26 protein-coding genes are annotated in these 26941 nt (G+C 66.5%); 13 read left to right on the top strand and 13 right to left on the bottom strand.

All coding sequences use genetic code 11. From position 1 onward, the window contains the following. The first annotated feature begins 23 nt into the window (after positions 1–23). From AU185_RS17070 to AU185_RS17080, 3 genes are read left to right on the top strand one after another with little or no spacing between them, the layout of a single operon-like run. Complete coding sequence (locus AU185_RS17070) at positions 24–1148, top strand: NAD(P)H-dependent amine dehydrogenase family protein (RefSeq protein ID WP_059100915.1); 1125 nt, start codon at positions 24–26, stop codon at positions 1146–1148. Beyond that, complete coding sequence (locus AU185_RS17075; RefSeq protein WP_059100914.1) at positions 1145–1831, top strand: nitroreductase family protein; 687 nt, start codon at positions 1145–1147, stop codon at positions 1829–1831. Before AU185_RS17070 ends, AU185_RS17075 begins: the two co-directional genes overlap by 4 nt. A gap of 46 nt (positions 1832–1877) precedes the next feature. Then, a complete protein-coding gene (locus AU185_RS17080; protein ID WP_059100913.1) occupies positions 1878–2144 on the top strand; it encodes a YdeI/OmpD-associated family protein in 267 nt (88 codons plus the stop codon). On the opposite strand, the gene AU185_RS17085 is transcribed toward AU185_RS17080, so the two are convergent. Both AU185_RS17085 and AU185_RS17090 read right to left on the bottom strand, forming a co-directional pair. Beyond that, positions 2145–3347 carry an NAD(P)/FAD-dependent oxidoreductase gene (locus AU185_RS17085; protein ID WP_059100912.1) on the bottom strand — a complete coding sequence of 401 codons (1203 nt, stop codon included), beginning with the start codon at positions 3345–3347 and terminating at the stop codon, positions 2145–2147. A 123-nt stretch (positions 3348–3470) separates the two neighbouring features. Continuing rightward, positions 3471–4442: an enoyl-CoA hydratase/isomerase family protein gene (locus AU185_RS17090; RefSeq protein WP_059101132.1), complete on the bottom strand. Its 972-nt coding sequence runs from the start codon at positions 4440–4442 to the stop codon at positions 3471–3473. Positions 4443–4766: 324 nt separating this feature from the next. On the opposite strand from AU185_RS17090, the gene AU185_RS17095 reads away from it, so the two are divergent. Beyond that, complete coding sequence (locus tag AU185_RS17095) at positions 4767–6140, top strand: hypothetical protein (protein WP_059100911.1); 1374 nt, start codon at positions 4767–4769, stop codon at positions 6138–6140. Here AU185_RS17095 and AU185_RS17100 read toward each other — a convergent pair. Beyond that, a complete protein-coding gene (locus AU185_RS17100; RefSeq protein WP_059100910.1) occupies positions 6137–7051 on the bottom strand; it encodes an NAD(P)H-dependent flavin oxidoreductase in 915 nt (304 codons plus the stop codon). The genes AU185_RS17095 and AU185_RS17100 overlap by 4 nt on opposite strands. 120 nt (positions 7052–7171) lie before the next feature. Here AU185_RS17100 and AU185_RS17105 point away from each other — a divergent pair, with 120 nt between their 5' ends. The 3 genes from AU185_RS17105 to AU185_RS17115 are packed head-to-tail and all read left to right on the top strand — an operon-like array spanning position 7172 to position 9972. Then, positions 7172–8248, top strand: coding sequence for a Rieske 2Fe-2S domain-containing protein (locus AU185_RS17105; protein WP_059100909.1), 1077 nt, complete (start codon positions 7172–7174; stop codon positions 8246–8248). Continuing rightward, positions 8245–9336 carry an NAD(P)H-dependent amine dehydrogenase family protein gene (locus tag AU185_RS17110; RefSeq protein ID WP_059100908.1) on the top strand — a complete coding sequence of 364 codons (1092 nt, stop codon included), beginning with the start codon at positions 8245–8247 and terminating at the stop codon, positions 9334–9336. The genes AU185_RS17105 and AU185_RS17110 overlap by 4 nt, the downstream gene beginning before the upstream one ends. Positions 9337–9339: 3 nt before the next feature. After that, entirely contained in the window at positions 9340–9972 is a 633-nt protein-coding gene (locus tag AU185_RS17115; RefSeq protein WP_059100907.1) for a TetR/AcrR family transcriptional regulator, read from the top strand. 22 nt (positions 9973–9994) lie between these two features. Here the strand turns inward: AU185_RS17115 and AU185_RS17120 are convergent, their stop codons facing one another. The 3 genes from AU185_RS17120 to AU185_RS17130 all read right to left on the bottom strand — a co-directional run bounded on the left by AU185_RS17120 (position 9995) and on the right by AU185_RS17130 (position 13390). Continuing rightward, the gene (locus AU185_RS17120) at positions 9995–10870 is read right to left on the bottom strand and encodes a universal stress protein (protein ID WP_059100906.1); all 876 of its coding nucleotides are present in this window, start codon (positions 10868–10870) and stop codon (positions 9995–9997) included. A gap of 145 nt (positions 10871–11015) precedes the next feature. Then, complete coding sequence (locus AU185_RS17125) at positions 11016–12140, bottom strand: acyl-CoA dehydrogenase family protein (RefSeq protein WP_059100905.1); 1125 nt, start codon at positions 12138–12140, stop codon at positions 11016–11018. An 11-nt stretch (positions 12141–12151) separates the two neighbouring features. Then, on the bottom strand, positions 12152–13390 hold the full coding sequence (locus AU185_RS17130; protein ID WP_059100904.1) for an acyl-CoA dehydrogenase family protein: 1239 nt from the start codon (positions 13388–13390) through the stop codon (positions 12152–12154). Positions 13391–13562: 172 nt separating this feature from the next. Between AU185_RS17130 and purU the strand changes: the two genes are divergently transcribed. Next, complete coding sequence (gene purU / locus AU185_RS17135) at positions 13563–14468, top strand: formyltetrahydrofolate deformylase (RefSeq protein ID WP_286143182.1); 906 nt, start codon at positions 13563–13565, stop codon at positions 14466–14468. 33 nt (positions 14469–14501) lie between these two features. Beyond that, a complete protein-coding gene (locus AU185_RS17140) occupies positions 14502–14954 on the top strand; it encodes a MaoC family dehydratase (protein ID WP_059100902.1) in 453 nt (150 codons plus the stop codon). Between the two features lie 13 nt (positions 14955–14967). On the opposite strand, the gene AU185_RS17145 is transcribed toward AU185_RS17140, so the two are convergent. Both AU185_RS17145 and AU185_RS17150 read right to left on the bottom strand, forming a co-directional pair. Next, positions 14968–15792, bottom strand: coding sequence for a mycofactocin-coupled SDR family oxidoreductase (locus AU185_RS17145; protein WP_059100901.1), 825 nt, complete (start codon positions 15790–15792; stop codon positions 14968–14970). Beyond that, entirely contained in the window at positions 15789–16961 is a 1173-nt protein-coding gene (locus AU185_RS17150) for an acyl-CoA dehydrogenase family protein (RefSeq protein ID WP_059100900.1), read from the bottom strand. Before AU185_RS17150 ends, AU185_RS17145 begins: the two co-directional genes overlap by 4 nt. 123 nt (positions 16962–17084) lie before the next feature. On the opposite strand from AU185_RS17150, the gene fabG reads away from it, so the two are divergent. The 4 genes from fabG to AU185_RS17170 are packed head-to-tail and all read left to right on the top strand — an operon-like array spanning position 17085 to position 20900. Then, the gene (gene fabG, locus AU185_RS17155) at positions 17085–17825 is read left to right on the top strand and encodes a 3-oxoacyl-ACP reductase FabG (protein WP_059100899.1); all 741 of its coding nucleotides are present in this window, start codon (positions 17085–17087) and stop codon (positions 17823–17825) included. Beyond that, on the top strand, positions 17825–19039 hold the full coding sequence (locus AU185_RS17160; protein ID WP_059100898.1) for an acetyl-CoA C-acetyltransferase: 1215 nt from the start codon (positions 17825–17827) through the stop codon (positions 19037–19039). The genes fabG and AU185_RS17160 overlap by 1 nt, the downstream gene beginning before the upstream one ends. Further along, positions 19036–20229 carry an acyl-CoA dehydrogenase family protein gene (locus AU185_RS17165; RefSeq protein ID WP_059100897.1) on the top strand — a complete coding sequence of 398 codons (1194 nt, stop codon included), beginning with the start codon at positions 19036–19038 and terminating at the stop codon, positions 20227–20229. The genes AU185_RS17160 and AU185_RS17165 overlap by 4 nt, the downstream gene beginning before the upstream one ends. A gap of 2 nt (positions 20230–20231) precedes the next feature. Further along, positions 20232–20900: a GntR family transcriptional regulator gene (locus AU185_RS17170; protein ID WP_059101131.1), complete on the top strand. Its 669-nt coding sequence runs from the start codon at positions 20232–20234 to the stop codon at positions 20898–20900. Here AU185_RS17170 and AU185_RS17175 read toward each other — a convergent pair. Genes AU185_RS17175 through AU185_RS17195 form a run of 5 tightly spaced genes read right to left on the bottom strand, consistent with a single transcriptional unit; the run spans position 20897 to position 26932 of the window. Continuing rightward, positions 20897–22396: a class I adenylate-forming enzyme family protein gene (locus AU185_RS17175; protein ID WP_059100896.1), complete on the bottom strand. Its 1500-nt coding sequence runs from the start codon at positions 22394–22396 to the stop codon at positions 20897–20899. The genes AU185_RS17170 and AU185_RS17175 overlap by 4 nt on opposite strands. Continuing rightward, a complete protein-coding gene (locus AU185_RS17180; protein ID WP_059100895.1) occupies positions 22389–23897 on the bottom strand; it encodes a class I adenylate-forming enzyme family protein in 1509 nt (502 codons plus the stop codon). The genes AU185_RS17175 and AU185_RS17180 overlap by 8 nt, the downstream gene beginning before the upstream one ends. Next, positions 23890–25329, bottom strand: coding sequence for a class I adenylate-forming enzyme family protein (locus tag AU185_RS17185; protein WP_059100894.1), 1440 nt, complete (start codon positions 25327–25329; stop codon positions 23890–23892). The genes AU185_RS17180 and AU185_RS17185 overlap by 8 nt, the downstream gene beginning before the upstream one ends. After that, positions 25329–26126: an enoyl-CoA hydratase/isomerase family protein gene (locus AU185_RS17190; RefSeq protein WP_502687783.1), complete on the bottom strand. Its 798-nt coding sequence runs from the start codon at positions 26124–26126 to the stop codon at positions 25329–25331. Before AU185_RS17190 ends, AU185_RS17185 begins: the two co-directional genes overlap by 1 nt. Next, positions 26123–26932 (bottom strand): enoyl-CoA hydratase/isomerase family protein, encoded by an 810-nt coding sequence (locus tag AU185_RS17195; protein ID WP_059100893.1) that lies wholly within the window; start codon positions 26930–26932, stop codon positions 26123–26125. The genes AU185_RS17190 and AU185_RS17195 overlap by 4 nt, the downstream gene beginning before the upstream one ends. Positions 26933–26941: the final 9 nt, after the last annotated feature.

Here is a 26941-nt window from a genome sequence, read left to right on the forward strand (position 1 = left end):
GGCTCAGCCTGGGAAGGGTGTGCATGACAGACAGCCAACGTAACCCGAGGGTCATCCTTTGGGGTCCCGGTCAAGTCGGTGTAGGCGCGCTACGGGCGCTGATCGCGCATCCCGGACTCGACTTGGTGGGCGTCGTCGTGCACGCCGAGGCCAAGGACGGCAAGGACGCCGGCGCACTCTGCGGGATGCCCGATACCGGCGTCGTGGCGAGCCGGGACATCGAGGCTGCATTGGCGCTCGACGCGGACGTCGTGGCCTATTTTGCTTCGGGGGACTACCGCTATCGCGAAGCGGCGCACGACATCGCACGGTGCCTACGAGCCGGGAAGAACGTGGTCACCACGTCGCTGGTGCCGATGTGCTATCCGCCCGCGGCCGACAAGGAGACGGCCGACCTCATTGCGTCAGCGTGCGAGGAAGGCCGCACCAGCTTCTTCAACAGCGGCGTCGACCCCGGGTGGGCGAACGACGTCATCGCGCTGACCATGACCGGATTCAGCAGCCGCGTCGACACGATCACCATGCTCGAGATCCTCGACTACGGTCCGATCAATCAGCCGGACATCATGTTCGACTTCATGGGTTTCGGCCATCCGCCGAACCATAGCGCCCCGCTTTTCGACACCGAGCGGCTCGCGGCGTTGTGGGCGCCGACCGTGCATCTGGTGGCCGACGGCGTCGGCCTGCCGCTCGATCGCGTCGAGACGACCATCGAGAAGTGGCTGGCCACGGAGCGTTACGAGGTCGCCTCGGGATGGATCGAGCCCGGCACGATGGGCGGGATGCGGTTCAAACTGGCGGGCATGGTGGAGAGCGAAGAACGCGTGGTACTCGAGCACATCACCCGGATGGGCGAAGGTTCGGCGCCGGACTGGCCGCGACATCCGTCCCCACATGGGGGATACCGCGTCATCGTCGACGGTCTGCCCACCTACACGATCGACATTGAGATGCACGGTCGCGGAAACAACATGCGCGGCTTGACTTATGCGACGGTGATGCGCGAACTCAATGCCATCCCCGCCGTGCTTGCCGCACCTCCGGGGGCGCTGTCAACACTCGACCTGCCGTTGGTCACCGGACCGGTGCGCGGCGGAACGTGGCAAGGCGTGCTTCGGCGAACCGCCGACAAAGTAGCGCCCGTATGACGGCATCCGACCTCTGGACAGTGATGGCGAGCGCGTCGTCTGTACGCAGATACCGGCAGGACCCAGTGGACGACGCGGTGCTGCAGCGCTGCTTGACCGCGGCGACGTGGGCGCCTTCTGGCGCGAATCAGCAACCCTGGCGGTTCGTCGTCCTGAGATCACCCGAAACACGCGCGGCAGTATCCGAAGGCGCACGCCGGGCATGGGAGGCGATGGTTGCCTTCTACAAGCTCGAAGTCCCGTCGGAAGATGCTGCGGACCCCAAATCGCGGGGCTTGCGAGCTGTATGGGAACACACCCGTGTCGGCGGCGACGCTCCGGTGTGCATCCTGTTCTGCATCAAGCCACAACAGGGGACGGGCGACCTTCAGCAGGGCGCCTCCATCTTTCCCGCGGTGCAGAATTTCTTACTTGCCGCCCGAGCGGTCGGCCTCGGTGCGGCAGTCACCCTGTGGCACGAGTCCTGTGAGTCGGAACTACGCGCGCTGGTCGGCATTCCCGAAGAGTGGCGAATCGCCACGCTGGTCACAGCTGGGTGGCCGCGCGGGAGCCATCACAAAGTACGGCGAAAGCCGGTTGAAGAAGTCGTTGTGGTGGACCAGTGGGATCGCTCCTGGGCGCTCGACATGAGAGTGCGTAACGCCTCCACCAGCGTTGACGAGGCGGGTGCGAAGCGCTCATAGCCGGGCGCCGCGCAAGGGTGCCCTCGTGGCTCGTTATCCTGCCCCCATGGGTAGCTCGCGAGTTTCCGGCGGCGTGGTGCACGAACTGCCGGCGGATCTGCGTAAGGCATTGCTCGGCAACGACACCGCGCTCGCCGCGTGGAACGACATCACGCCGCTGGCGCGCAACGAGTTCATCTGCTGGGTCGAGGACGCCAAGCAAGACAAGACGCGCGAGCGGCGCATCCGTCGCACCCAGGAAGAACTCGAAGAAGGCAAGCGCCGCCCATGCTGTTGGCCGGGCTGCAAACACCGCGAGCGCACCGGCAAATAGTCACTGCTCATAGGCCGGCGCCGACTGCAACTCCGGCGCCGCTGCAGCAAGCAGCGCGTCACGGTCACCGCTCAGCGGGGGATAGATGCGCTCGCCGTTGATGATTCGCTTGGTCGCCTTCGCCGCGGCGCCGGTGCTGACCACCCGGCGGTCCCAGCCCTCCGTGTACACCGCGCCCGCCGGCCCAAGATCGAGAACCGTGACATACCAGGGAATCCGAAGCGCCAACATCGGTTCGCCCAACAGGTCGCTGATCACGTTGTACCCCGCATAGCGACCCATCGGCCTGCCGTGCTGACACGACATCACCGACATGTGCTCGTCATCCATGCGCGCTGCGGCGACGTCGCCTGCAGCGAACACACCGCCGACGCCCACGACCCCCAGATAGTCGTCTACCGGCAGCCGTCCGAACCGGTCGCGCGCCACGCCCAATTGTCCGGTCAGCGGATTGGCCCGCATCCCGGCGCACCAGATCACCGTGGCCGCTTCGACCACTTCACCCGTCGACAGCGTGACGCTTCGCGGTCCGACCTCGAAGACGCGAACCCCGGTTAGCGCTTCAATCTCGTTGTCCGCTAACGCCTTTTCGATCACCGGCCGGGCCGAGTCGCCCATATCCGACCCGACGCGCGGGTTGTGATCGACGAGGAGCACCCGCGGCCTCACCCCGGAGCCGATGGCAGCGGTCAGCATCGCGGGCAACTCGCTGGCGGTTTCGATGCCGGTGAGGCCGGCGCCGACGACGACGGCGGTCGCCGATGCGGCATCCTCCGGTCGGAGACCGCGGATATGGCTCTGCAGCCGTGCTGCCGCGTCGTAAGTGTCGACGTCGAACCCGAACCGGGCCAACCCGGGAATGTCGGGCTTGACGACGCGGCTGCCGGTCGCCAACACCACGCGGTCATAACCGAGGGCAGCACCGTCGGCGGTGCTCACCGTCGCGGTCGACGCATCAATTCCGACCACCTCGGCCGCGATGTGACCGACTCCCACGGGATCCAACAAATCGGACAGCGGGAGCCGGCACTCGCTCAGGTCCGCCTCGTAGTTGCGTACCCGGATGTCGTGATACGGCTGCGGGCTGACGACGGTGACGTCGACCCCAGTGGCTCCGAGTTCGTCGAGTCGCCGCGCCGCTGCCAGCGCCGCCCACAGGCCCGCGAAGCCCGAACCCAGGACGAGGACGCGGGCGCCGGGCATCGCACCATCGTCACGCCCCGCGGTGCCCTGAACAAGTGGCGAGTGTTGGGTTGTCCGACGCTCCGAGCGACAGGACCGGGCGTCAACCCGACAATCGGCGGCCGGGAGAACCGATGGCCGTGTTCAGGGCTTGTTGCGTCCGGACCGGCTCAGCCGCCACTCGGGCGGGTAGTTCTGGTCGTTGTCCTTGACCACGTTGTTGAGCCCCTTTTCGAAGGTGCCCTCGGTGAGGTCGACGTCGTTTTGCTGATCGTTCTGGATGAGCGGCAACATGCCCTCGACCATGCCGGTCAGCAGGCTGCCGAAGTACTCGCCCTTGTGCTGCTTGTAGAGCTCCAGGAAGGTCTTCTGCACCGCGACGGTGTCGGTCGGGCGGGACTTCGAGCAGGCCAACGCGTACTTCTCGGTTTCGGCTTCGAGCCTGTCCCTGGGCACGACGCTGTTGAGAAAGCCGCAGTCATACATCTCCTGCGCGCTGAACGGCCGACCCGTGAACAGCATCTCGGAGAACTTGCGCAGGCCCATCGTCTCGGCCCACCACCACAGCCGCGGTCCCCAGCCGACGTAGCGGAAGGCCGGATGGCCGAACAGCGCGTCGTCGGAAGAGATCACCAGATCAGCGTCGCCCGCCTGATAGAAGTGCCAGCCGTAGCAGTACCCCTTCGCCTCGATGATGCTGATCTTGCGGAGCTCCTGTAGCGGTCGGTTGCCCGCGCGTGCCTTGGCGTAGAAGTCGGTCACCGTCGACAGGTATCGGTAGGAGCCGCCTGGCGGGTACTTGACATCGTCGTCGTTGATCGCGAGTTCGTGCAGCAGGGGCATGCCGGGGTTTTCCAACATGTCGCGTTGCTCGGGGAGGTCTCCGCCGCTGCCGAAATCCTCGCCTTCGCCGCGAATTACCACGACCTTGACATCGTCGTCGACATTGCATTTGTGGATCATGTCGGCGTAGAGCTGGCGCATGCCCATCGTGGTCGAGTTCTGAGCCTCCGGGCGATTGAAGGTGATGTACGCGATCCGGTTCTTGCGATCTTTCTCGAACCGAATGTGCTGTTCGGCTTCCCGCTTCATTTCTTCGTAGTCGTAATCTGGCATGCTCGGCTCCTTCATCTTCACGCGAGTATGCGGCCCGCATAACCGGGCTGCTGAACGCCTGGACCTGACACAGCGACGACGACACGGCGTCATCGATTCCTCGACAGTCTGTCAGCGCGCGACAGCGGTCGGGCTGTTTGTACTGTCCGCTTAGAACGACGACAGTTCCGTGCGGTTCGCGCAGCGGGCAAACTTGATCACCGAGCCGTTCGCCTAGCTCATTGTTAACTCTGTATTGCTGAGCCGCTTTTATGCGACAATCTCCTTCGAGACCCTCCGTACGAGGGCTCTTTTTGGACGGAGGCGGCCATTCCTACGTCACCTTTGCGCATTACGGCGGGTGTCTGCGTACTCGCTGCCGGGCTGTTTTTCAGCGTCGGCGGCGCGATCGCCGCTGCGGACTCCGATTCGGGTGACGGCGCGGGCGGCGGTGGCGCGGGATCCAGCCAGGGCGCCGGCGCGTCCAGTGGAACTGCCGGCGCATCCAGTGGAACTGCCGGAGGCGCCGCAAGCGCGACGAACGCCGAGTCGAAGTCCGATCCGGGCGGAACGCTGAGCAACTCCAACTCGACCACAAAGACCACAAACTCCACCACGCGGCTCTCCACGACCGGGCAGAGCGGATCGTCTGAGGATCAGACCACCACCTCCGCCGGCGTCGACGATGAGCAAGAAGGCACCGAGACCGACGAAAACCTCGAGCCACTCTCGACCGATCCGGAGCCCACCACGTCAGTCGACGTGGAGGAGACCACTGCGGCGGCGCCGAGCACCGAGGCTCCGGTGCCGACAGTGGCCGCGGACGACGCGGCGGATGACTCGTCATCGGTCCCAGCCGCGGCGACGACACCGGCCGCGAATCCGTCCGTGGCCCCGACGGCACCCCCGGCCCCGCCGGTCGGGCAGTCGGCGCCCCTTTCCCAGCCGTTCGGCCCGGTCACCAACATGGTCAACACGTTTGCCGACGTGCTGAACTCGGTACCCGGAACGCTCAGCGCGCTACAGACGTCGAAGACGCCGATCACGGATGCCATCGCATCTGTGCAGGAGATGCTGACGACGGTGGCCGGTGCGATCACCCGGGTGCCCAGTGATTTCGTGGCCATGTTGGGGATGCCCTCCGGAAATCTTCCGGACCGACCGCTGATCGGGAGCAGCGGCGCGCTCAACCCGGTCCGCGCGCACACCCCGGCCGACGCGCCGCTGTTCGGACCGCGTCCGGGGCAGGTACCGCAAGCGGTGGCTCCCGCACCGAGCACCTCGCTGTTCGGCACCATGGCCCCGCAACCGGCGCTGGGGACGGTGGCCGCCACCGGTCTCAGCGAACCGCTGTCGGTTTCGGGCACTGTGCCGCTGACGACCGGCGCCCCATCGGGTGCGCAGTCGATCTTCGAGCACGTCATCGAAGCGGTCCTCGTTCCGGCGTCACTGACGGCGCTGGCGGCGGTCGCGTTGCCGGGCGTCGGCGCCTTGCTCGTGATCGCCGCGGCGGGCGTACGCGTGGGCTACCGGCAAGCCAAAGCAGGTCTGGCGCTGCGCGCCTCGGGTATCGCGCGGTTCGCCGGGCCCGGTCCGCTCGGCGTCGTCCGCTCGGGGACACTTGTCGCTCTGCGCCAGCGCGCCCGGGGACCGCGAACCAAGCGCGCCGTGTGTCCGGACGCGTCGCGGTCGAAGCGCCCGCTCGAACCCGTCGCCTAGGCCCGCGAACCTGCGGCCGCCAACGCGGCTTCGATCTCGGTCCACGTCCGCCGCACTATCTCCTCGACCGGCAACAGGTCGCGGATTCGCGATGAGACCTGACCGGTGTTGGCAACGCTGGCGTCCATATCGCCGTCGAAGTACAACTCGGTGATCTTGTTCAACAGTCGGGCGTTCGGGTCGTGGGCCGCGACCCGCGCGGCCAGCCCCGTGCGCAACACCCGCATCGTCGGGTTGCCCGGAAGGTCGAGCAGCACCGTCCCGGCGTCGTCGGCGGTGACGATCGCATCCTTGAAGTTCGCGTGCACGGCGGATTCGATACTGGCCAGCATCCTCGTCCCCATCTGGACGCCCTCGGCGCCGAGCACCAGCGCGGCCGCGGCCGATCGCGCGTCGCACATTCCGCCCGCCGCGATGATCGGCAGGTCGACGTTCTCGGCGACCAGGGGAAGCAACACCATGGTCGATGCACCGAGCAACGATTTGAATCCGCCGCCTTCGACGCCCTCGACCACCAACGCGTCGACGCCGGCATCGGCGGCCTTCCGAGCGCCCTTGAGTGAACCGACGACATGGACGACCGTCATCCCGGCGTCGTGCAGGCGTTCGGTGAACAACGCCGGATCGCCCGCCGAGGTGAAGACATGCCTCACCCCGGCCGCGGCAAGCGTGTCGACGATCGACGGATCGGCCTTCCAGCCCTGGATCATCAGGTTGGCGGCCACGGGCTTGTCGGTGAGGTCGCGCACCTTGACCAGATCCGCGCGCCCTCCGTCGGTCAGCGTCTCGACCATGCCGAGGCCGCCGGCCTCCGAGACCGCCGCAGCGAGTTCGGCGCGTGCGATGTAGGTCATCGGCGCCTGCACGACGGGAAAGTCGACGCCGAGGAGCGCCTGGATTCGGTTGGCCACGAAGTCATTCTGGGGTCACGCCGACGCCCGGACGAAATCGCCCTGGCGATATTTACATTGAGTGCTCTATGATTTGTCCCGATCGCACCCGAACGTCGGCGCAGCCGGGAAAGGACATCGATGGCCAAGCCACCCCTGTCGATGAAGCCGACCGGATGGTTCCAAGTGGCGTGGTCGGCCGATATCAAGCCCGGCGACGTCCGACGGATGACCTATTTCGACCGCGAGATGGTCGGCTGGCGGACGACATCCGGCGAAGCGGTCGTCATGGACGCGTACTGCGAACATCTCGGCGCCCACCTGGGTTACGGCGGACACGTGGAGGGCGAAGTCATCGAATGCCCGTTCCACGGCTGGCAGTGGAACAAGGACGGCCGCAACGTCTGCATCCCGTATCAGGACCGCCCGAACCGCGGCCGTCGTATCCGCAGCTATCCCGTCGCCGAACGCAACGACTCGATCTATATCTGGCACGACGTCGACGGCCGCGAGCCCTACTTCGACGCGCCGGACGTCTTCGCCGGTTTCAACGACGGCAGCAGTGCCGCTGACTACTACCCTCCGATGACCCTGCACCGTGAGCGACTCGAACTGCACCCGCAGTACGTGCTCGAGAACGGCGTCGATTTCGCGCACTTCAAGTTCGTGCACAAGACGCCGATCATCCCGGTGTTCACCCGCCACGATTTCGCCGACCCCTGGTCGTATGTCGATTTCACGATCACCTTCGAAGGTGACGACACCCAGTCGATCGAGGACGTGAGAAGCGGCGTGGAGGCCATCAACGGTGGGCTCGGCATCGCCGTGACGAAAAGCTGGGGGATGGTGGACAACCGCACGATCTCGGCGATCACGCCCGTCGACGACCGCACGTCCGACGTCCGCTTCATGGTGTACATCGGCCGTACCCCCGGTCGCGACGATCAACGGGCCGAGGCCAAGGCCGCCGACTTCGGTGCTGAAGTCATTCGCCAGTTCACCCAGGACGTGCACATCTGGTCGCACCAGCGCTACTCCGACCCGCCCGCACTCGCGACTGCCGAGTACGAGGGCTTCACCGCGCTGCGCAAGTGGGCGGCACAGTTCTATCCCGACGGCCGCGGCGGTAACGGCGCTGCGCACGCGAGGAGCGAGAAAGATGCGGACCTCGAATTCTCCCGTCCGACAACGAAGTCCGAGAAAGGCCGAGCCGAATGACCACACCGCCCGCACGACCGATACGTGTATTTCAGGTCGCGACAGGAAACCTCGGGACCGAGATGATCAAGCGGATCGGCGAGCATCCGGATCTCGAGCTCGTCGGGCTGCACTGCTACACGCACGAGAAAATCGGTCGTGACGCCGGCGACATCGTGGGCATCGGCCCGGTCGGCGTGACCGCCACCGGGACCGTCGAGGAGATCATCGCCGCCAAACCCGATGTGCTGACGTTTCACGGCGTCTTTCCGGACGAAGACCTCTACGTCAGGGTTCTCGAGGCGGGGATCAACATCGTCACGACGGCGGACTGGATCACCGGTTGGCACCGCGACACCAACCATCCGCATCCGTCGGGCAAACCCGTGTCCCAGTTACTCGACGAGGCCTGCCGCAGAGGCGGTTCGACGTTCTACGGCACCGGCATGAATCCTGGGCTGAACCAGATTCTCGGCGTGGTGTGTTCGGCCGACGTGGCCGAGATCGAGAACGTCACAACCATCGAGTCGGTCGACGTGTCGTGTCACCATTCGAAGGACACCTGGATCGAGGTCGGCTACGGCCAACCCGTGGACGACCCCGAGATCCCCGCGAAGCTGGAGAAGTACACCCGCGTCTTCGCCGACAGCGTGCTGATGATGGCCGACTGCTTCGACCTGCGCCTCGACGAGGTCAAGTTCAGCTACGAATTAGGCGCCTGCACAAAGGATGTCGACCTCGGCTGGTACCAGCTGCCGAAGGGGTCGTTGGGCGGCAACTACATCAAGTACCAGGGCATGGTCGACGGCGTGCCGAGGGTGGAGACCCATCTCGAATGGCAGATGACACCGCACACCGATCCGCACTGGGACATCAAGGGTTGCTACATCACCCAGATCAAGGGCGATCCGTGCGTGTACAACAAGCACATGATCTTCCCGAAGCCCGGTGTGGACCTGTCCAACCCCGAGGCCTTCGCCTCCATCGGCATGACGGTCACGGGAATGCCTGCGCTGCATGCGATCCGGTCGGTGGTCGCAGCACCGCCGGGGCTGATCACCAGCGCCGACCTGCCGCTGCGCGGGTTCGCCGGACGATTCAAGAGATAGCGCATGCCCCAGGGCGCCAACGTCGCGCCGCGCCGTCCGGCGAACGGCAAGCAGGTACGCGCGGAACGAACGCGCGCAATGGTCATCGACGAGACGGTCCGCTGCATCCTCGAAGAGGGCTTCGGCGCGGCGAGCGCCAAACACATCACCGAACGCGCAGGTGTGACGTGGGGCGTGATCCAGTACCACTTCGGTGATCGCGACGGCTTGTTGATGGCCGTCGTCGACGAGGGTTTCGGCCAACTGACGTCTTGTCTGCATGACGTCCAAGCGAAACTCGGCGAGCACTCCGGGCGTGCGCGCACCGAACTGGTGATCAACGCCGTCGCCGACGCGTTCCTGAGCCCGACATCGATTGCGGCGCTGGAGATCCTGATCGCGACCCGGACCGGTCGCGCCGACGTGGACCAGCGTCATCTGGTCGAGTTGTTCTCCACGCTGACCCGGCTCGGCCGCTTCGTCGGCGAGGGCCTCGACAAGAGGCACGCCGACGCGGTGGGCAATCTCATCTGGACCACGTTGATGGGTGCGATGGTGGCCAAGATGGCGGTCGAGGAACCGGTCGACGTCGGCCGGGAGTTAAGGGCGCTGACCGACGTCGTCACCGCCTATGTCGAACTCCAGCTCAACGCTTGACGCGAGGCTGTGAACCAGGGCGTCACCGCGGCCGGACGACGATCACCGGCGCCTTGGCGGCCTGTGCCACCTTGGCTGCCACGGAGCCGAGCACAAGGCTCGCGAATCCGCCGCGGCCGCGGCTGCCGATGACGACGAGTTGCGCCTGCTCTGACGACTCGACGAGCCGGCGTGCGGGGTCGTCGCCGACGATCCGGCGCTGCACCTGCACGTCCGGATACCGTTCCTGCCAGCCCGCAAGGCGTTCGGCGAGGATGCGATGGCCTTCGCCCTCGTAGCGTTCCCAGTCGCTTTCGATGGCGGGGAAGCCGGCATCGCTCCACGCGTGCAGGGCGACGAGCCCGACACCGCGCCTTGATGCCGCGTCGAAGGCCAGCGCTGTGGCTTCCTCCGAGGACGGCGACCCGTCGACCCCGAGCAACACGGGAGAGGTGTGATCGCCGGTCCGGGCGGTTGAGCCACCCAGGATCACCACCGGACCATGTCCGTGATGCAACAGGCCACTGCTGACCGATCCGAGAAAGACCCGGCCGATGGCGCCGAGGCCCCGGCTGCCCGACACGGTCATGTATGCGTCGCGCGAGGCGTCGACAAGTGCCGGTGGCGCCGCGGCGTGCACCACTTGCGTTTCGATGGTCGGCGGCGCGTTGTCACCAGCCGCCGCCTGCACGACCTTCTGCGCCTGGTCGAGAACGTCGCGTCCGTTCGCTTCCATCGCATCGACGTAGCTCGTTTCCAGATATGCCACGGGCCACGTCACCACGACCGGGGTGATCGCGTGTAACAGCCGGATCGGCTGGTCGCGCATGAGGGCTTCGTGGGTGGCCCATCGGATCGCGGCTTCCGAATCGGGCGAGCCGTCGACACCAACGAGAATTCCGGTCGGACCGTCAGTCATGGTGGCCTCCTTCGCGACCCCGCGGTACTGGTTCGACGTTACGTCGCGAGCCGCCCCCGTCAACAGGGGCTTTGGTCCCGGTCTTTGATTACGGCGCGCCGCTGAAGCCGTTGCGCGCGCCTAGCCGCATCAACTCCCGCGAACGCTATGAGCGGGTCAGTTGCGCGTAACGCGTGAGGTGATAGTCGGTGGTGCCGAATTCGTACTGGAGCGCGGTGAGCCGTTTGAAGTAATGACCGATCGCGAGTTCTTCGGTCATGCCCATCCCGCCGTGCAGCTGAACGGACTGCTGCCCGATGAACCGTGCGGCCCGCCCGACGGTCGCCTTGGCCGCCGACACCGCGCGTGCCCGAACATCGGGCTCGGCCTCGAGGTTGAGTACGGCCAGGTAAGCGGCCGACACTGCCTGCTCGAGCTCCATGTACATGTCGACCATGCGATGCTGCAGCGCCTGGAAGCTGCCGATCGGCTGGCCGAACTGCTGGCGTTGCTTGGCGTACTCGACGGTGTCGGCCAGCACTTTCCGCATACATCCGACCGCTTCTGAGCACACCGCGGCGGCGCCCTCGTCACGTGCCTGCTCCAGCGACGGCCACGCCCGTCCTTCCGCGCCGAGCAGCGCGTTGCCCGGAAGCCGCAGGCCGTCGAAGGTGAGGTCCGACGCCCGGCGATCGTCGATCGTCCGGTAATGGTGAGGCTCGATCGCGTCTCCCGCCGATTCGAGATCCACTGCGAACAGCGAGATTCCGTTGGCGGTGCGCGCGGTGATCAACAGATGGGTGGCCAGGGGCGCGCTGGCGGCGACGATCTTCGACCCCCGCAGCACCCACTCGTCGCCGTCCCGTTCCGCTCTGGTTGCCACCTCCGCCCAGTTGTGCCCGGAGGCCTCCTCGGTCGCCGCGAGCGCAACGATGGCCGTTCCGTCGACGATCCGCTCCAGCAGCGTCGAGGCCAGCTCACCGCCGGCGCGATGCAGCAGACCGCCGGCCACCACCGCCGTGTCGACGTACGGCTCGACCACCAACGCATGCCCGAGGGCTTCGGCGATGACCATCACCTCGACCGGGCCGCCCCCGATTCCGCCGACGTCCTCGGGCAGCGCCGCGCCGAGGATGCCGAGCTCCGTGGCGAAGCCGGCCCAGATCTCGGGCTGCCAACCGGCACCCGACTTGGCCGCCGCACGGCTGCTCTCGAGGTCGTATCGGCTCGCGAGGAACTTGCTCAAGCCGTCGCGCAGCAGTTCCTGTTCCTTGCTCAGGTTGAAGTCCATCTCATGCCCCATCACAGTCCGAGAGCGGACTTGGCCAGAATGTTGCGCTGAATCTCGTTGCTGCCGGCGTAGATCGAGCCCGCGCGATCGTTGAAATAACGTAACGGCGCGACGGCCTGCCAGGGCTCGCCGCTCAGATAACCGTCCGACGGCGGCTCGAACTCGGCGATCGGCCCGCCGGGGCAGGTGGCATGTGGCTGGTATACCCGGCCGCGAGGGCCCGCGGCCTCCATGGCGAGCTCGGTGATCGCCTGGCTCAACTCGGTCGCCAGCACCTTGAGCATCGACGAGGCCGCGCCGGGATTCTTGCCCTGCGCCACCGCCGCGAGCACGCGGTACTCGAGGATTTCGAGAACCTCGGTGCGTATCCGCGCGTCGGCCAGCTTGCGGGTGAAGGCGGGGTCGTCGATCAGTCGGCCGCCGCCCGGTCCGGGCTCGCCGGACGCCACCGTGGCGATCTCCTGGGCCATCACCTGCAGTGCCGGTGAGGACGCACCACCGCCACGCTCGAACTCCAAAAGGTATTTCGCGACGGTCCACCCGTCGTCGATCTCGCCGAGCACGTTGGCCTTGGGCACGCGCACCTCGTCGAAGAAGACCTGGTTCTGCACTTCCTCGCCGGATGTCATCACCAGGGGGCGGATCTCGATGCCCGGGGTGGCCATGTCGATGAGCACGAACGTGATGCCCTGCTGTTTCTTCTGCGTTCTCGACGTCCGCACCAGCGCGAACATCCAGTTCGCTTCGCGGGCGTGCGTCGTCCAGATCTTGCTGCCGGTGCAAATGAGGTCACCAGCCGATTCGTCGATGACCGCCGCCATCGACAGCGCCGCCAGATCGGAGCCCGCCTCCGGTTCGGAATAGCCCTGGCAGAAGAACACCTCACCGGTGAGGATGCGGGGCAGGAAGAAGTCTTTCTGGGCGTCCGTCCCGAACTTGATCAGGGCGTGGGCCACCATCCGGATGCCCATCGGCGACAGCGAGGGCGCACCCGCGAGGGTGGACTCCCGGCTGAAGATGTAGTGCTGGGTCAGGCTCCAGTCGCAGCCGCCGTACTCGACCGGCCAGGCCGGTGCGGCCCATCCGCGTTCGTGCAGGATCTGTTGCCACTGCATGCTCGCGTCGTGGTCGGCGTACACGCTGGTCATGAGGCGACCGGCGCGGCGCAGCTCCGGCGTCAACTTCTCGTCGAGGAAGCTGCGCACCTCGTCACGAAACGCCGTATCGGCCGCCGACCACTTGAGATCCATCGTCGTCCCCTGTCTGTCTGACGCTCTACACAGTAAACCTAGTTGACTAAGTTGTCCGATGTGGGGGTGACTCAAGTGAATGACGGTTCTGCTGAGCGTCCGGCCTTGCACGCGGACGTCGCGGTAGTGCCGACGTGGTGTTTCACCACGCGCGCTGTCCTCAGATGACACCCTGTTACGGGTGGCGGGAGAGTATCCGAGTCCGGGGGCGGGCGCGGTATCGGTCAAGGATGTGGGGCGGCTGCTGCTGCGCTGCGCGGACCGACCCGGTCTCGTTGCGGCCGTCAGCGCGTTCCTCGCCGACGCGGGGGCCAACATCGTCTCGCTCGACCAGCACGCGACCGAGCAGTCGGGCGGAACCTTCATGCAGCGCACGATCTTTCACCTGCCCGGCCTGACCGCCGCCCGCGACGATCTCGAACGTGACTTCACCGCGCAGGTGGCCGAACCGTTCGGAATGGACTTTCGGCTCACCGAGGCGGCCAAACCGAAACGGGTGGCGATCATGGCCTCGAAGGAAGACCACTGCCTGTTGGATCTGCTGTGGCGCAACCGTCGCGGTGAGCTCGATATGTCCGTGGCGATGGTGATCGCGAACCATCCGGACCTCGCCGAGCAGGTGCGGCCGTTCTCGGTGCCGTTCATTCATGTGCCCGCGACCAAGCACATCCGCGAGGAGGCCGAGAACCGCCAACTCGACTTGTTGCGCGGCAACGTCGATCTCGTGGTGCTGGCGCGTTACATGCAGATCCTCACCCCGCGGTTCATCGCAGAAGTCGGGTGCCCGCTGATCAACATCCACCACTCGTTTCTGCCGGCATTCATCGGCGCTGCTCCCTATCGGCGGGCCAAGGAGCGCGGGGTGAAGCTCGTCGGCGCGACGGCGCACTACGTGACCGAGGATCTCGACGAGGGACCGATCATCGAACAGGACGTGGTGCGGGTGGACCACCGGCACGGCGTCGACGATCTGGTGCGCCTGGGCTCGGATGTGGAACGCGTCGTGCTGTCCCGAGCGGTGCTGTGGCACTGTGAGGACCGGATCATCCGATTCGGCAACCAGACCGTCGTATTTTAATCCGGACCTTCTAGCCCGTACGAAGGAGAACCAGTGAAGAAGTTCAGCGACCTCGACGAGTTCATCGCGGCCGAGGGCAGCCAGCTCGGCCCAACGGAGTGGCTCGAAGTCACCCAGGATCGCGTCAACCTGTTCGCCGATGCGACCGAGGACCACCAGTGGATCCACGTCGACCCGGAGAAGGCCGCGAACGGTCCGTTCGGCGGGACGATTGCACACGGCTTGCTGACGTTGTCGCTGCTGCCGCACTTCTCGCACCAGCTGTACACGGTCGGCAACGTCGCGATGGCGATCAACTACGGCTACAACAAGGTTCGCTTCATCACGCCGGTGAAGGTCGGCGCCAAGATCCGCGCCCGGGCGGAGCTGACGAAGATCGACCAGCTCGACGGCGCGGTGCAGTCGACCATGACCACCACGGTGGAGATCGACGGGTCGGAGAAGCCCGCCGCCGTCGCGGAATCGATCGTCCGCTTCATCCGCTGATCAACGCAGGCGATCAGTACTGCGTCATGCCCTGATCGATCGAGATCGCCGCAGCGGTCACGTTTTTCGACTCGTCGCTGGCCAGCCAGCAGACCGCGTCGGCGATGTCTTCTGGCTCGGCCGCCCATGTGGGTAAGAAGGGCGTGATCATCTGCGCCAGTTGCGGATAGGTTTCGATCGCGCGACCCAGCGACCCGATCATGTCGCCACTGCCCATCAGCGTGTTGACCGCTCCCGGGTGGACGCTGTTGACCCGCACCGAGTAACGGCCCAGCTCGGCTGCGAACGCCCGCGCCATCCCGGTGACGGCGTGCTTGCTGGCGGTGTAGTGCACCATGAACGGCTGCATCTTGATGCCGGCGGCCGAACTGATCAGGATGATCGAGCCGCCCCTGCCGCCGTCGATGATCTTCTGCGCTCCGGCCATCACGGTGTTCCACGTGCCGGTCACGTTGATGTCCATGACATCTCGAAAATCTTCGGGTGAGATGGCATCCCACGTCTGCGGGGCCGACACCCCGGCATTGGCGACGATGACGTCGAGTCGCCCGAACCTTGCGACGCCCTCGTCGACCGCGTCGCGCAGGCCATCGATGTCGCGGACGTCGACGACGGAGGTCAGGATTTGGCGCCCGGTGGCCTCGACCAGTCGGACGGTCTCGGCGAGGTCCTCCGGCGTCGCAGGGTCGTAAGGCACGCAGGCGGGCAGCTTCCCGGCGATGTCGACCGCGATGACGTCGGCGCCCTCACTGGCCATCCGCACGGCGTGTGCGCGCCCCTGGCCCCGGGCCGCGCCGGTGATGAAAGCCACTCTGCCGGAGAGCCTTTGGGCGGTCATGTGTTCTCCCGCTGTGCGGACTTGACGAGGTTCGACCCGATGATGAGCCGTTGGATCTCACTGGTGCCCTCGTAGAGCCGCAGCAGTCGGACGTCGCGATATATGCGCTCGACGGGAACCTCGCGCATGTAGCCGCTGCCACCGTGGATCTGGACGGCGAGATCGGCTACCTCGCCGACCATTTCGGTGCAGAACAGCTTCGCCGCCGACGGGGCCAATCGGCGGTCCTCGCCGGTGACCCACTTCCGTGCGGTGTCGCGGACAAGTGCGCGGCCGGCCAGTACGCCGGTCTGCTGGTCGGCGAGCATCGCCTGTACCAGTTGGAAGTCGCCGATCGGGATACCGCCCTGTGTCGCGGTGGCGGCGTAGGCCACCGACTCGTCGAGCGCACGCTGTGCGGCCCCGACGGCCAGCGCGGCGATGTGCACCCGCCCGCGTGCCAACGAGATCATCGCGGCGCGGTAGCCGATGTCCTCGCTGCCGCCGACGAGGGCCTCGGCCGGCACGCGCACGTCGTCGAAGCTGACGTCGGCCGTCCACGCCCCTTCCTGACCCATCTTCGCGTCCTTGACACCGACGTGGACCCCCGCGCTGTCGGCGGGCACCAGGAACACCGCGATTCCGGCGCCGTCCGCGTCGGCCGGGCGCGTGCGCGCGAACACGACGAACAGGTCGGCCATCGGCGCGTTGGTGATGAACCGCTTCTGCCCGGTGATCACCCAATCAGCTTCGTGCTGAACGGCTTTGGTGCGCAGACCGGCCGGGTTGGAGCCGGCGCCGGGTTCGGTCAGCGCGAACGACGCGACGACGTCGCCGGTCGCCATCGACTCGAGCCATCGCGCTTTCTGTTCATCGGTGCCGAACCCGACGAGGACCTGCCCGGCGATGCCGTTGTTGGTGCCGAACATCGACCGCAGGGCCAGTGAGGTGTAACCGAGTTCCATCGCCAGTTCGACGTCCTGCGACAGGTTCAGCCCCAGACCGCCCCACTCCTGAGGGATCGCGTAGCCGAACAGTCCCATCTTCTTGACCTGCTCGCGCAGGTCGTCGGGCACCCGGTCGCTGGTCAGGATCTCCTGTTCCCGCGGGATCACCGCGGTCCGGATGAAGTGACGAGTCTGCGCCAGGATCTCCTGGAAGTCCTCGTCGCTGACCTCGGACGTCGTCATCGCCTGGTGCTCCTTCTACTTCTTCAACGTTCGGTACCCCGGATCGGCGCGATCATATATGAAATATGATGTTGGACCGATGGCGCCCTCGATGGGCTCCGAGTGACAAGAAGGGTGAGCTAGGTGTCGTTGTTGACGGGACAGACGGCCGTCGTCACCGGCGGTGCGCAGGGCCTCGGCTATGCCATCGCGGAGCGGTTCATCGCCGAGGGCGCCCGCGTGGTGCTGGGCGACCTCGACCTGGGTGCGACGGAGGAGGCGGCCAAGCGACTCGGGGGCGATCAGGTGGCGCTGGCGGTGCGCAGCGATGTGACCAAGGCCGACGACGTCTCGGCACTCGTCGCCGCGGCGGTGGAGCGGTTCGGTGGTCTCGACATCATGGTGAACAACGCCGGAATCACCCGCGACGCGACACTTCGCAAGATGACCGAGGACCAGTTCGATCAGGTCATCGCCGTGCACTTGAAGGGCACATGGAATGGGTTGAAGGCGGCCGCGGCGATCATGCGCGAGAACAAGCGTGGCGCGATCGTCAACATGTCGTCGATCTCGGGCAAGGTCGGTCTCGTCGGGCAGACCAACTACTCGGCGGCCAAGGCCGGCATCGTCGGCATGACGAAAGCGGCCGCCAAGGAACTGGCGCATCTCGGCGTGCGGGTCAACGCGATCCAGCCCGGACTGATCCGGTCGGCGATGACTGAGGCCATGCCGCAACACATCTGGGATCAGAAGCTCGCGGAGGTGCCGATGGGCCGCGCGGGCGAACCGGACGAGGTGGCGAAGGTCGCGCTGTTCTTGGCCAGCGACTTGTCGTCGTACATGACCGGCACCGTCCTCGAGGTCACCGGCGGAAGGCACATCTGATGCGCGACGCGGTCATCTGCGAGCCGGTACGCACCCCGATCGGCCGCTACGGCGGCATGTTCAAGTCGCTGACGGCCGTCGAACTCGGCGTCGCGGCGCTCAAGGGTCTGCTCGACCGGACCGGAATCGATCCTGCCGCAGTCGAAGACGTCATTCTCGGGCATTGCTATCCGAGCAGCGAGGCGCCCGCGATCGGGCGTGTGGTGGCCCTGGACGCGGGCCTGCCGGTGACCGTTCCCGGCATGCAGGTCGACCGGCGGTGCGGCTCGGGCCTGCAGGCCGTCATCCAGGCCTGCTTGCAGGTTGCGTTCGGCGACAACGACGTTGTGGTCGCCGGCGGCGCGGAGAGCATGAGCAATGTGACGTTTTACTCGACCGACATCCGCTGGGGTCCGGCACGCGGCGGCGTCATGCTGCACGACTCGCTGGCACGCGGACGCACCACCGCCGGCGGCCGGCACTATCCGGTGCCCGGCGGCATGCTCGAGACCGCGGAGAACCTGCGCCGTCAGTACGGCATCTCGCGACAGGAGCAGGACGAGCTCGCAGTGACGTCTCATCAGCGCGCGGTGGCCGCCCAGATGGACGGCATCCTGGCCGAGGAGATCGTGCCGGTCGCCGTGCGCAGCCGCCAGGGGGAGGAGCTGATCGACACCGACGAGCATCCGCGTCCGGACACCTCGGTCGAGTCGCTGGCGAAGCTGAAACCCGTTCTGGGCCGTGAGGATCCGGAGGCGACCGTCACCGCAGGCAATGCGAGCGGCCAAAACGACGCCGCGTCGATGTGCGTGGTGACCTCCCCGGAGAAAGCCGACCAGCTGGGGCTGACCCCGCTGGTCCGCCTGGTGTCATGGGCGTCGGCCGGGGTGGCCCCGAACGTGATGGGCATCGGACCGGTGCCCGCCACGGAGGTGGCGCTGTCCAAGGCCGGACTGACGCTCGCCGACATGGATCTGATCGAGTTGAACGAGGCGTTCGCCGCGCAGGCGCTCGCTGTGATGCGGGAGTGGAACTTCGGCGCGGCCGACCGGGACCGCACGAACGTCCACGGCTCGGGCATCTCGCTCGGGCACCCGGTCGGCGCGACGGGCGGGCGAATGCTGGCGACGCTGGCGCGCGAGTTGACCAGGCGCGGCGCCCGCTACGGATTGGAAACCATGTGCATCGGCGGGGGTCAGGGGTTGGCCGCGGTGTTCGAAAGGGTCGGCGCATGACGAAACTCGCTCAGACCGTGGGGCTCACCGAAGTGCAGACAGAAATCCTCGCTACGGTGCGCCAGTTCGTCGAGAAGGAGATCATCCCGAACGCGCCGGAGTTCGAGAAGACCGACACCTATCCGCAGGCGATCGTCGACCAGATGCGGGAGATGGGTCTGTTCGGCTTGATGATTCCCGAGGAGTACGGCGGGCTCGGGGAATCGCTGTTGACCTATGCGCTGTGTGTGGAAGAGCTTGCCCGCGGCTGGATGAGCATCTCCGGGGTGCTCAACACCCATTTCATCGTCGCCTACATGCTGCGCCAGCACGGCACCGAGGCGCAGAAGCAGCGCTACCTGCCGCGGATGGCGACCGGCGAGACCCGTGGGGCGTTCTCGATGTCGGAACCCGAACTGGGTTCCGATGTCGCCGCGATCCGCACCCGAGCGATCCGCAACGCCGACGGCACCTACCGCATCGACGGGCAGAAGATGTGGCTGACCAACGGCGGCACGTCGACGTTGATCGCGGTGCTGGTGCGCACCGACGAGGGCGCCGACAAGCCGCATCGGAACCTGACCGCTTTCCTCGTCGAAAAGCCGGTCGGCTACGGGGAAGTCGTGCCCGGGTTGACGATCCCCGGCAAGCTCGACAAGCTCGGGTACAAGGGCATCGACACCACCGAGTTGCTCTTCGACGGCTATGTGGCCCAAGGCGACGACGTGCTCGGTGAGGCGCCCGGCCAGGGGTTCTTCCAGATGATGGACGGTATCGAGGTGGGCCGGGTCAACGTGTCGGCGCGGGCTTGCGGCGTGGGTATCCGCGCCTTCGAGCTCGCCGTGCGCTACGCCCAGCAGCGGCAGACATTCGGCAAGCCGATCGCCGAGCATCAGGCCATCGCGTTCCAATTGGCGGAGATGGCAACCAAAGTCGAGGCTGCCCACCTGATGATGGTCAATGCCGCGCGGCTGAAGGACTCCGGTGAACGCAACGACGTCGCGGCCGGAATGGCGAAGTACCTTGCGAGCGAGTTCTGTACGGAGGTCACCCAGCAGAGCTTTCGCATTCACGGCGGCTACGGCTACTCCAAGGAGTACGAGATCGAGCGGTTGATGCGCGATGCGCCGTTCCTGTTGATCGGCGAGGGCACCAGCGAGATCCAGAAGAACATCATCAGCAAGCGGCTGCTCGCGGACTACCAGGTGTGACGGTGTCGGCCTCGGATTTCACGTTTCGGCCGCAACTGGCCGAGGATGTCGCGCGGTTCGTGCGAAAGCGCATCTTTGATGGCACCTATGCTGCCGGTGAGTATGTGCGACTCGATCAGCTGGCGGCGGAACTGGGCATCAGCGTCACCCCGGTGCGCGAGGCGCTGTTCGAGCTGAAGGCCGAGGGTCTGCTCGCGCAGCAGCCGCGCCGCGGGTTCGTCGTGCTGCCGGTGACGGGCCGCGATCTCACCGACGTGTCGAATGTGCAGGCGCACATCGGTGGTGAACTCGCCGCGCGGGCCGCGGTCAACATCACCGACGAGCAGTTGCGGGAGCTCGAGCGAATTCAATCCGATCTCGAGGGGGCGTACGCCGCCGGCGACGACGAGCAGGCCGTCCGGCTCAACCACGAGTTCCACCGCGCGATCAACGTCGCGGCCGACTCACCGAAGCTCGCGCAGCTGATGTCCCAGATCACCCGGTACGCACCCGAATCGGTGTTTCCCGTGATAACCGGTTGGCCGGAGAAGTCGAACGAGCATCACCGGCGGCTGCTCAAGGCACTCGCCTGCCACGACGAAGACCTTGCCCGCGCGGCGATGTCGGAACACCTGGCCGCCGGCGCGAAGCCGTTGATCGACCACCTCACCGAGCGGGGCGTGGTCAGCTAGCTTCGCGTCTCACCAAGCTCGTCCAGTAACGCCCGCAGCGCGCGTACATCGACCTTGCCCGTAGCCTTGCGTGGGATGGCGTCGTCCGAGTCGGTGACATGCCACACCGTCGGGACCTTGAAGGCGCTCAACCGCTTTCGGGCCTCCGCCCGCAACTCGTCGACGGGACGCCCGGAGATCACAACGGCGCCGACGGCGCCGTCCACGTCGGTGACGAATGCCTGCTGCACGCCGTCGACGCTGCGCAGCGCCTGTTCGACCTCGCTGGGGTACACGGTGGCGCCGCTGACCTTGAACATGTCGTCGCACCGGCCGTGGTAGAACAGGAAGCCGTCGTCGTCCAGGTGGCCGAGGTCGCCGGTGGGGTAGTAGCCGTCGGGAGTGAAGACCTCTTCTCTGCTGCGCCGGCAGATTCCGCGCATGAGGTGCGGTCCCCGGATCTGGATCATGCCGATCGAGCCGCCCGGGACCGGTTCACCGGTGTCGGGGTCGACGATCCGAATCTCCATGCCGTCGAACGGTTTTCCGCAACTGCCCCAAGCCGACCTGGGCATGTCGGTGTCGGCCGGATAGCCGCAATGCGGGCCGAATGACTCGGTCATGCCGAACAGGTTCGCCCGTGCGCCCGGTTCGCCACGCTGCTCTGGCGGTAGCAGCGCCGGCAGGCTTCCGGGCCGCAGCGAGGACAGATCGGCTCCGACAGAGGCGGATTGGCGTGCCAGTGCCTCCGCCTGGTCGGGCCAGCCGCGAAACAACGTGACGCGTTCGCGTTCGACGAGGCGCAGCGTGGTCTCCGGCCGGGGAATCTCCTCGGTGACCAGTGTGGCGCCCGCCAGCAACGCCGAGAGGATTCCGCTGCCGAATCCGCCGACCCAGAAGAACGGCATCGGCAGATACAGCCGGGTGTCGGCGTCAATGCACCGCGCCGTCAGCCCCGCCCGCACCGCGCCCAAAGCGTTTCCGTGTGAATGGATCACGCCCTTGGGTGGGCCGCTGCTGCCCGAGGTGAACATGATCGCCAGCGTGTCGCTGGGGGTGACGGCAGCGGCAATCTCGTCGACCGGTGCCGAGCCGCCTGCCGGGAGTCGGCCGGCGCGCCAAACTTCGCGCAGCGCAGGAAGGTTGCCCCGTTCGGCGGAAAGGTCGTCGAGGTAGCGGTGGCCGCGGAACTCCTCGACCGTCACGAGGAACTGCACCGACGCCATACGAAGCTGAGCGACCAGTTCCGGGGCTTGCAGCAGTGTGCTCAGCGGCACGAGAACAGCGCCGATACGGGTCAGCGCGACCGCGTTCCGCACCCACTCGGCACAGTTGGGCATGATCAAGCCGACCCGGGTGCCCTTGCCGACACCGGCGGCCACGAACGCGGCCGCTAATTGCCTGCTACTGGACTCCAATTCGGAGTAGGTGATGCGCGTCGAGGGATCGATCACCATCGGCTTTGCGCTGTCCTCGGCGGCGCGTAATCGCACCAACGCGTCGACGGTTTCACGCATCGAGCACCTCGATCAGCTTCGACAGGTTGATCTTTCCGCTGGACAGCACGGGAATACGGGAGGCCGGCACGGCGGCGAACCGCCGGGGAATCTTGTAGGCCGACAGCTCGCTCTTCAGGCGCTCGCGACAAGTTGTCTCGTCGAATGTGTCGCCGTCTTCCAGCGCGATGACGGCGGCGACGAGTTGGCCGCGTTCCGCGTCGGGCAGACCGACCACGTGTGCGACGGTGCCGCCGGTGACCTTCGCGATCGCCCGCTCCACCTCCGCGGGCGCGACATTGGCGCCCGCCGTCTTGATCATCGTGCCGCGCCGCCCGACGAAGTAGAAGAAGCCGTCGATGTCCGTGCGGACAAGGTCGCCGGTGTGAAACCACCCGTCGACGTCGAAACACTCCTCGCGGCTGCGCTTGTAGTACCGCTGCATCATGAACGGTCCGCGGGCGCATAGTTCGCCGACCTCGCCGACGCCGACGGGCTGCACCGTGTCGGGATCGATGACCTTGACGTCGAATCCGGCCACCGGCCGGCCAAAGGACCCGCGGCGATGCTCGGGCTGGTCGGCTTCGTCGGCGCTGGCCAGGATGACACTGCCGGCTTCCGTCATGCCGAGCATCGTGTGACGCAACTCGGGGTCGGCGGGACGCACGTAGGGGGCCATGATCGGGTACAGGTTGCCACGCCGCATCGACGACAGGTCGCGGCTCGGCAGGCTCGGATGCCGGGCCAGGTGGGCGATGCCCGCAACGAAGCCGTTGGTCATCGTCGGCTTCTCGGCCTCCAGCAGATCGAGTGTCTCGCCCGCGTCGACGGCGTTGGAACACAACAGCGTTGCACCGGCCAGCAACGTGGCGAGCACCGAGAACGCGAAGCCGCCGATCCAGAAGAACGGCGAGTTGCTGAACAACTTCTCTTCAGAGGTCAGTCCGCGGATGTCGTTGAGGACCACCTGGTGGGCGAGTAGGCCGGCGTGCGTGTGCACCGCACCCTTCGGCGTGCTGGTCGATCCCGACGTGTACACGATCGCAAGCACGTCGGAGGGTTCGACGTCGCCCTCGAGAGCGGTCAGGAGTTCGGCGTCGGCCAACGCCGTCGGTTCCCAGTCGATGAGCACGTGACGCAGCAGCGGAAGCCGTATACCGGCCAGCCGCCGGCGGTAGTCGTGTGAGCGGTAAGACGAAGCGGCCAACAGAAGTTCGACGTCGGCGTGGTCGAGCTGCTGTCGCATCTCGGTCGCGGTCGCGAACGTCGAGACGGGGATCACCACGGCGCCGATGCGCGCGGCGGCCAGCATCGCGACGACGAACGCCGGGCCGTTCGGATACAGCACGCCGATGTGTGTGCCCTTGCCTGCGCCGAGCGCGATCAAGCCGCGGGCCAGTCGGGCCGAGCGCCGTTCGGCGTCGGCGTAGCTCAACCGCTCTGCGTCACAGATCAACAAGGGATGGTCGCCGCGCGCATCCGTCTGGGCGCTCAGCACCGCGCCGACGGTGTGCTCACGCATGGTCGACGGAATCGGCGAAGTACCGGCGCACCTCGCTGAGGTCGGGCTTGCCCGACGGTGTACGGGGCATCTGCTCGACGATTGCTATATCGGTGGGAATCTCGTAGCGCGCCAGCCGTGTTCGCAGGAACTCCTCGAGCATCGTGGCGTCGACCGGCTCTCGCAGTTCCACCATCGCCACCGGTGTTTCACCGAGACGATCATCGGGCCTGCCCACCACGGCGGCGCTGTGCACCGCGGGATGGCTCTCCAACGCGGTGCGCACGTCGTCGGGCATGATCTTGAAGCCGCCCCGGATGATCGCCTGGTCGGCACGCCCCAGAATCCACAGGAAGCCGTCGGCATCGATGCGCGCCATGTCCGTGGTGCGCATCCAGTTCGCGTCCGGCCCCAACTGCCCGGGTTTGACCTCCAGCAGGCCCGGCTCATCCGGACCGAGCGGATCACCGCGTTCGTCGACGACCCGCAGTTGCGCGCCCAGGCTGGCCCGGCCGACGCTGCCCCGCTTGGCCTGCCAGTACCGCTGGTAGTCCGGCAACGTCCAGCCGGCGACGCCGCCACCGAATTCGGTTGCGGCGTACGATGTCAGGACCGGTATGCCGAACTTTTCGGTGAACGCGTCGGCGTCCTCGGCGGACAGCGGCGCGGTTCCCGATGTGACCGCGCGGATGCTGGCGAGGTCGTCGCGGGTCAGCTCCGAGTGCAGTACGGTGCGCAGCGCCGCAGGCACCAGGGACACCGTCCGCGGCCGGTGCCGGCGCACCGCATCGGCCCAGCGGTCCAGTTCGAAGCGGTCGAGTAGCGCGAACGGCCGGCCTTCACAGACACACTGGAGGACGCGGAACACGCCGCCGATGTGCACCAGCGGCGCATTGACGATCGCCACGCCGCGTCGCAGTTCGGTCGGCGTCGGTGAATCGGCGAACACGCTGTGCGCCAACATGTCATAGGTGAGGTCGACCCGCTTCGGAGGCCCGGTGGTGCCGCTGGTGAGCATTTGGACTGCGACGTCGGATTGGCCCGGCGGAAGGGCGACGGCATCCGACGTCTCGATAGGTTCGGCGACCGAGGAGATCGCCACGGTGCCGGTGCCGGCGGGCACAAACCGGGTCAGGTCGTCGCGCTCGCCGATCACCAGTGGAAGCTTCAACTCCGCGATGTCGGCCGTGATGCGGTCGTCACCGCGCGACGGGTTGACGACGACGACGGTTCCGCCGGCCAGTAACACGCCAAGGAAGCTCGCGACATGGGCCGGGCTGTTGCGCAACAGCATCCCGATCCGACCGCCGCGCACGCCGACCGCTTCGATCTGACCGGCGAGGCTGCCCACCTGGCCCCAGGTGATCCACTCGCCGTCGTATTCGATCGCCGATGCCTGCGGGCGGATGCCGATGACGTCGCGGATACGCTCGCTGAGCCGGTGTTCGCTCATCAGCGGATTCTCGGAGAGGGTCGAGGTGGCGCTGGTTGGGCGGCCAGTTCGGCTTGCCCCAACGGGTTTCCCAGCCTGGTGTAGATCAAGTTCTGCTCCATCGCGGCGCGGTAGGGCTTGTCCAGCGACTCCCAGATCGCCTTGACCGTGCCCTGCGTCGCAGAAGGCGGTTTGGCGGCAATGGTCGCGGCGATCTCGTGCGCGCGCGCCCACAGCCGGTCGCCGGGCACCACTTCGGTCACCAACCCGATCTGCTGCGCGGTGTGCGCGCTCACGCGCTCCTCGTTGCCCATCAGCGCGATCCGCAGTGTCTCGGCCAGACCGACCCGACGCATCAGCCCGATCGGCTCCAGCGCGCAGACCAGGCCGGCGCTGACGTGGGAGTCGAAGAACGTGGCGTCCTCGGAGCAGATCACCACGTCTGCCTCGTTGACGAAGTAGAACGCACCGGCCGTGCACATGCCCTGCACCGCGCACACCACCGGCTTCCACATCTTCTGCCATTTCGGGCTGAGGTGCTCGCCGGGATCCTCGTGGTTCCAGACGTTGTCGGGCTGGCCGTACGGCGTCTTGATGTCCAGCCCGACGCTGAACGCCCGCTCGCCAGCGGCGCGAAGCACCACCGCGTTGACGGATTCGTCGGCCTTGACCAGGCCCCATGCACGCGACATCTCCTCGCACATCGTGCGATTGAACGCGTTGAGTGAGTCGGGGCGGTTCAGCGTGATGGTCGCGACCCGGTCGGTGGCGTCGACGTGGAGCAGGAGCGTTTCGAACGTCGTCATCGGCTTCGTCATCGGCACTGCCAGTTCGGGAGACGCTTCTCCATGAAGGCCTTCGGTCCCTCGAGAGCGTCCTCGGTGCGCACAACGCGCTCGCGAAACGTCTCGGCGAGGATTTCGGCCTCGTGCAGCGGCAGATCCAGTGTCTTGTGGATCGTCAGGCGGGTGCCACGAACGGCCAGCGGGGCATTCGAGTTCACGATGTCGGCGATCTCGTGTGCGCGTTCGAGCAGCCGCTCGTGCTCTACCACTTCGCTGATCATGCCAAGCTCGTAGGCCCGCTGCGCGCTCATCCGTTCGTGTTTGCCCATCAGCGCCATTCTCAGCGCGATGTTGCGGGGCAACACCCGGGCCAGCCGGACCATCTCGCGGGCGGCCACCAGCCCAATGCTCACGTGCGGGTCGAAGAACGTCGCCCGGTCCGAAGCGATCGCGATGTCTCCGGTGGTGATCCAGTCCAGCCCTGCGCCGCAGCACAATCCGTTGACCGCGGTGATGACCGGCTTGGCCATCCGCCGGAACGGCGGCGTGCCCTCCTGCGGCGCCTCCCATTGGTCGTAAGTGGACAGATAGGGGCGTTCGTAGATCACCCGGCCGTCCTCGGGGATCTCGCCGACGTCGGCGCCCGTGCAGAACGCCCTGCCGGTGCCCGTAACGATGACGATCCAGACGTCGTCGTCGTTCTCGGCGTCTTCGTAGGCGGTGCGTAGTTCGGTGATCATGTGGGGGCTCAGCGCGTTCAGCGCGTTGGGCCGGTTCAACGTGATCGTGGCCTTGTGCCCGTCGACCTCGTAGGTGATGTCAGCGAAATTGGTGGACAATTGCGGTTC

It is taken from the genome of Mycobacterium sp. GA-0227b (genome assembly GCF_001499855.1).
Taxonomy (GTDB): Bacteria; Actinomycetota; Actinomycetes; order Mycobacteriales; family Mycobacteriaceae; genus Mycobacterium.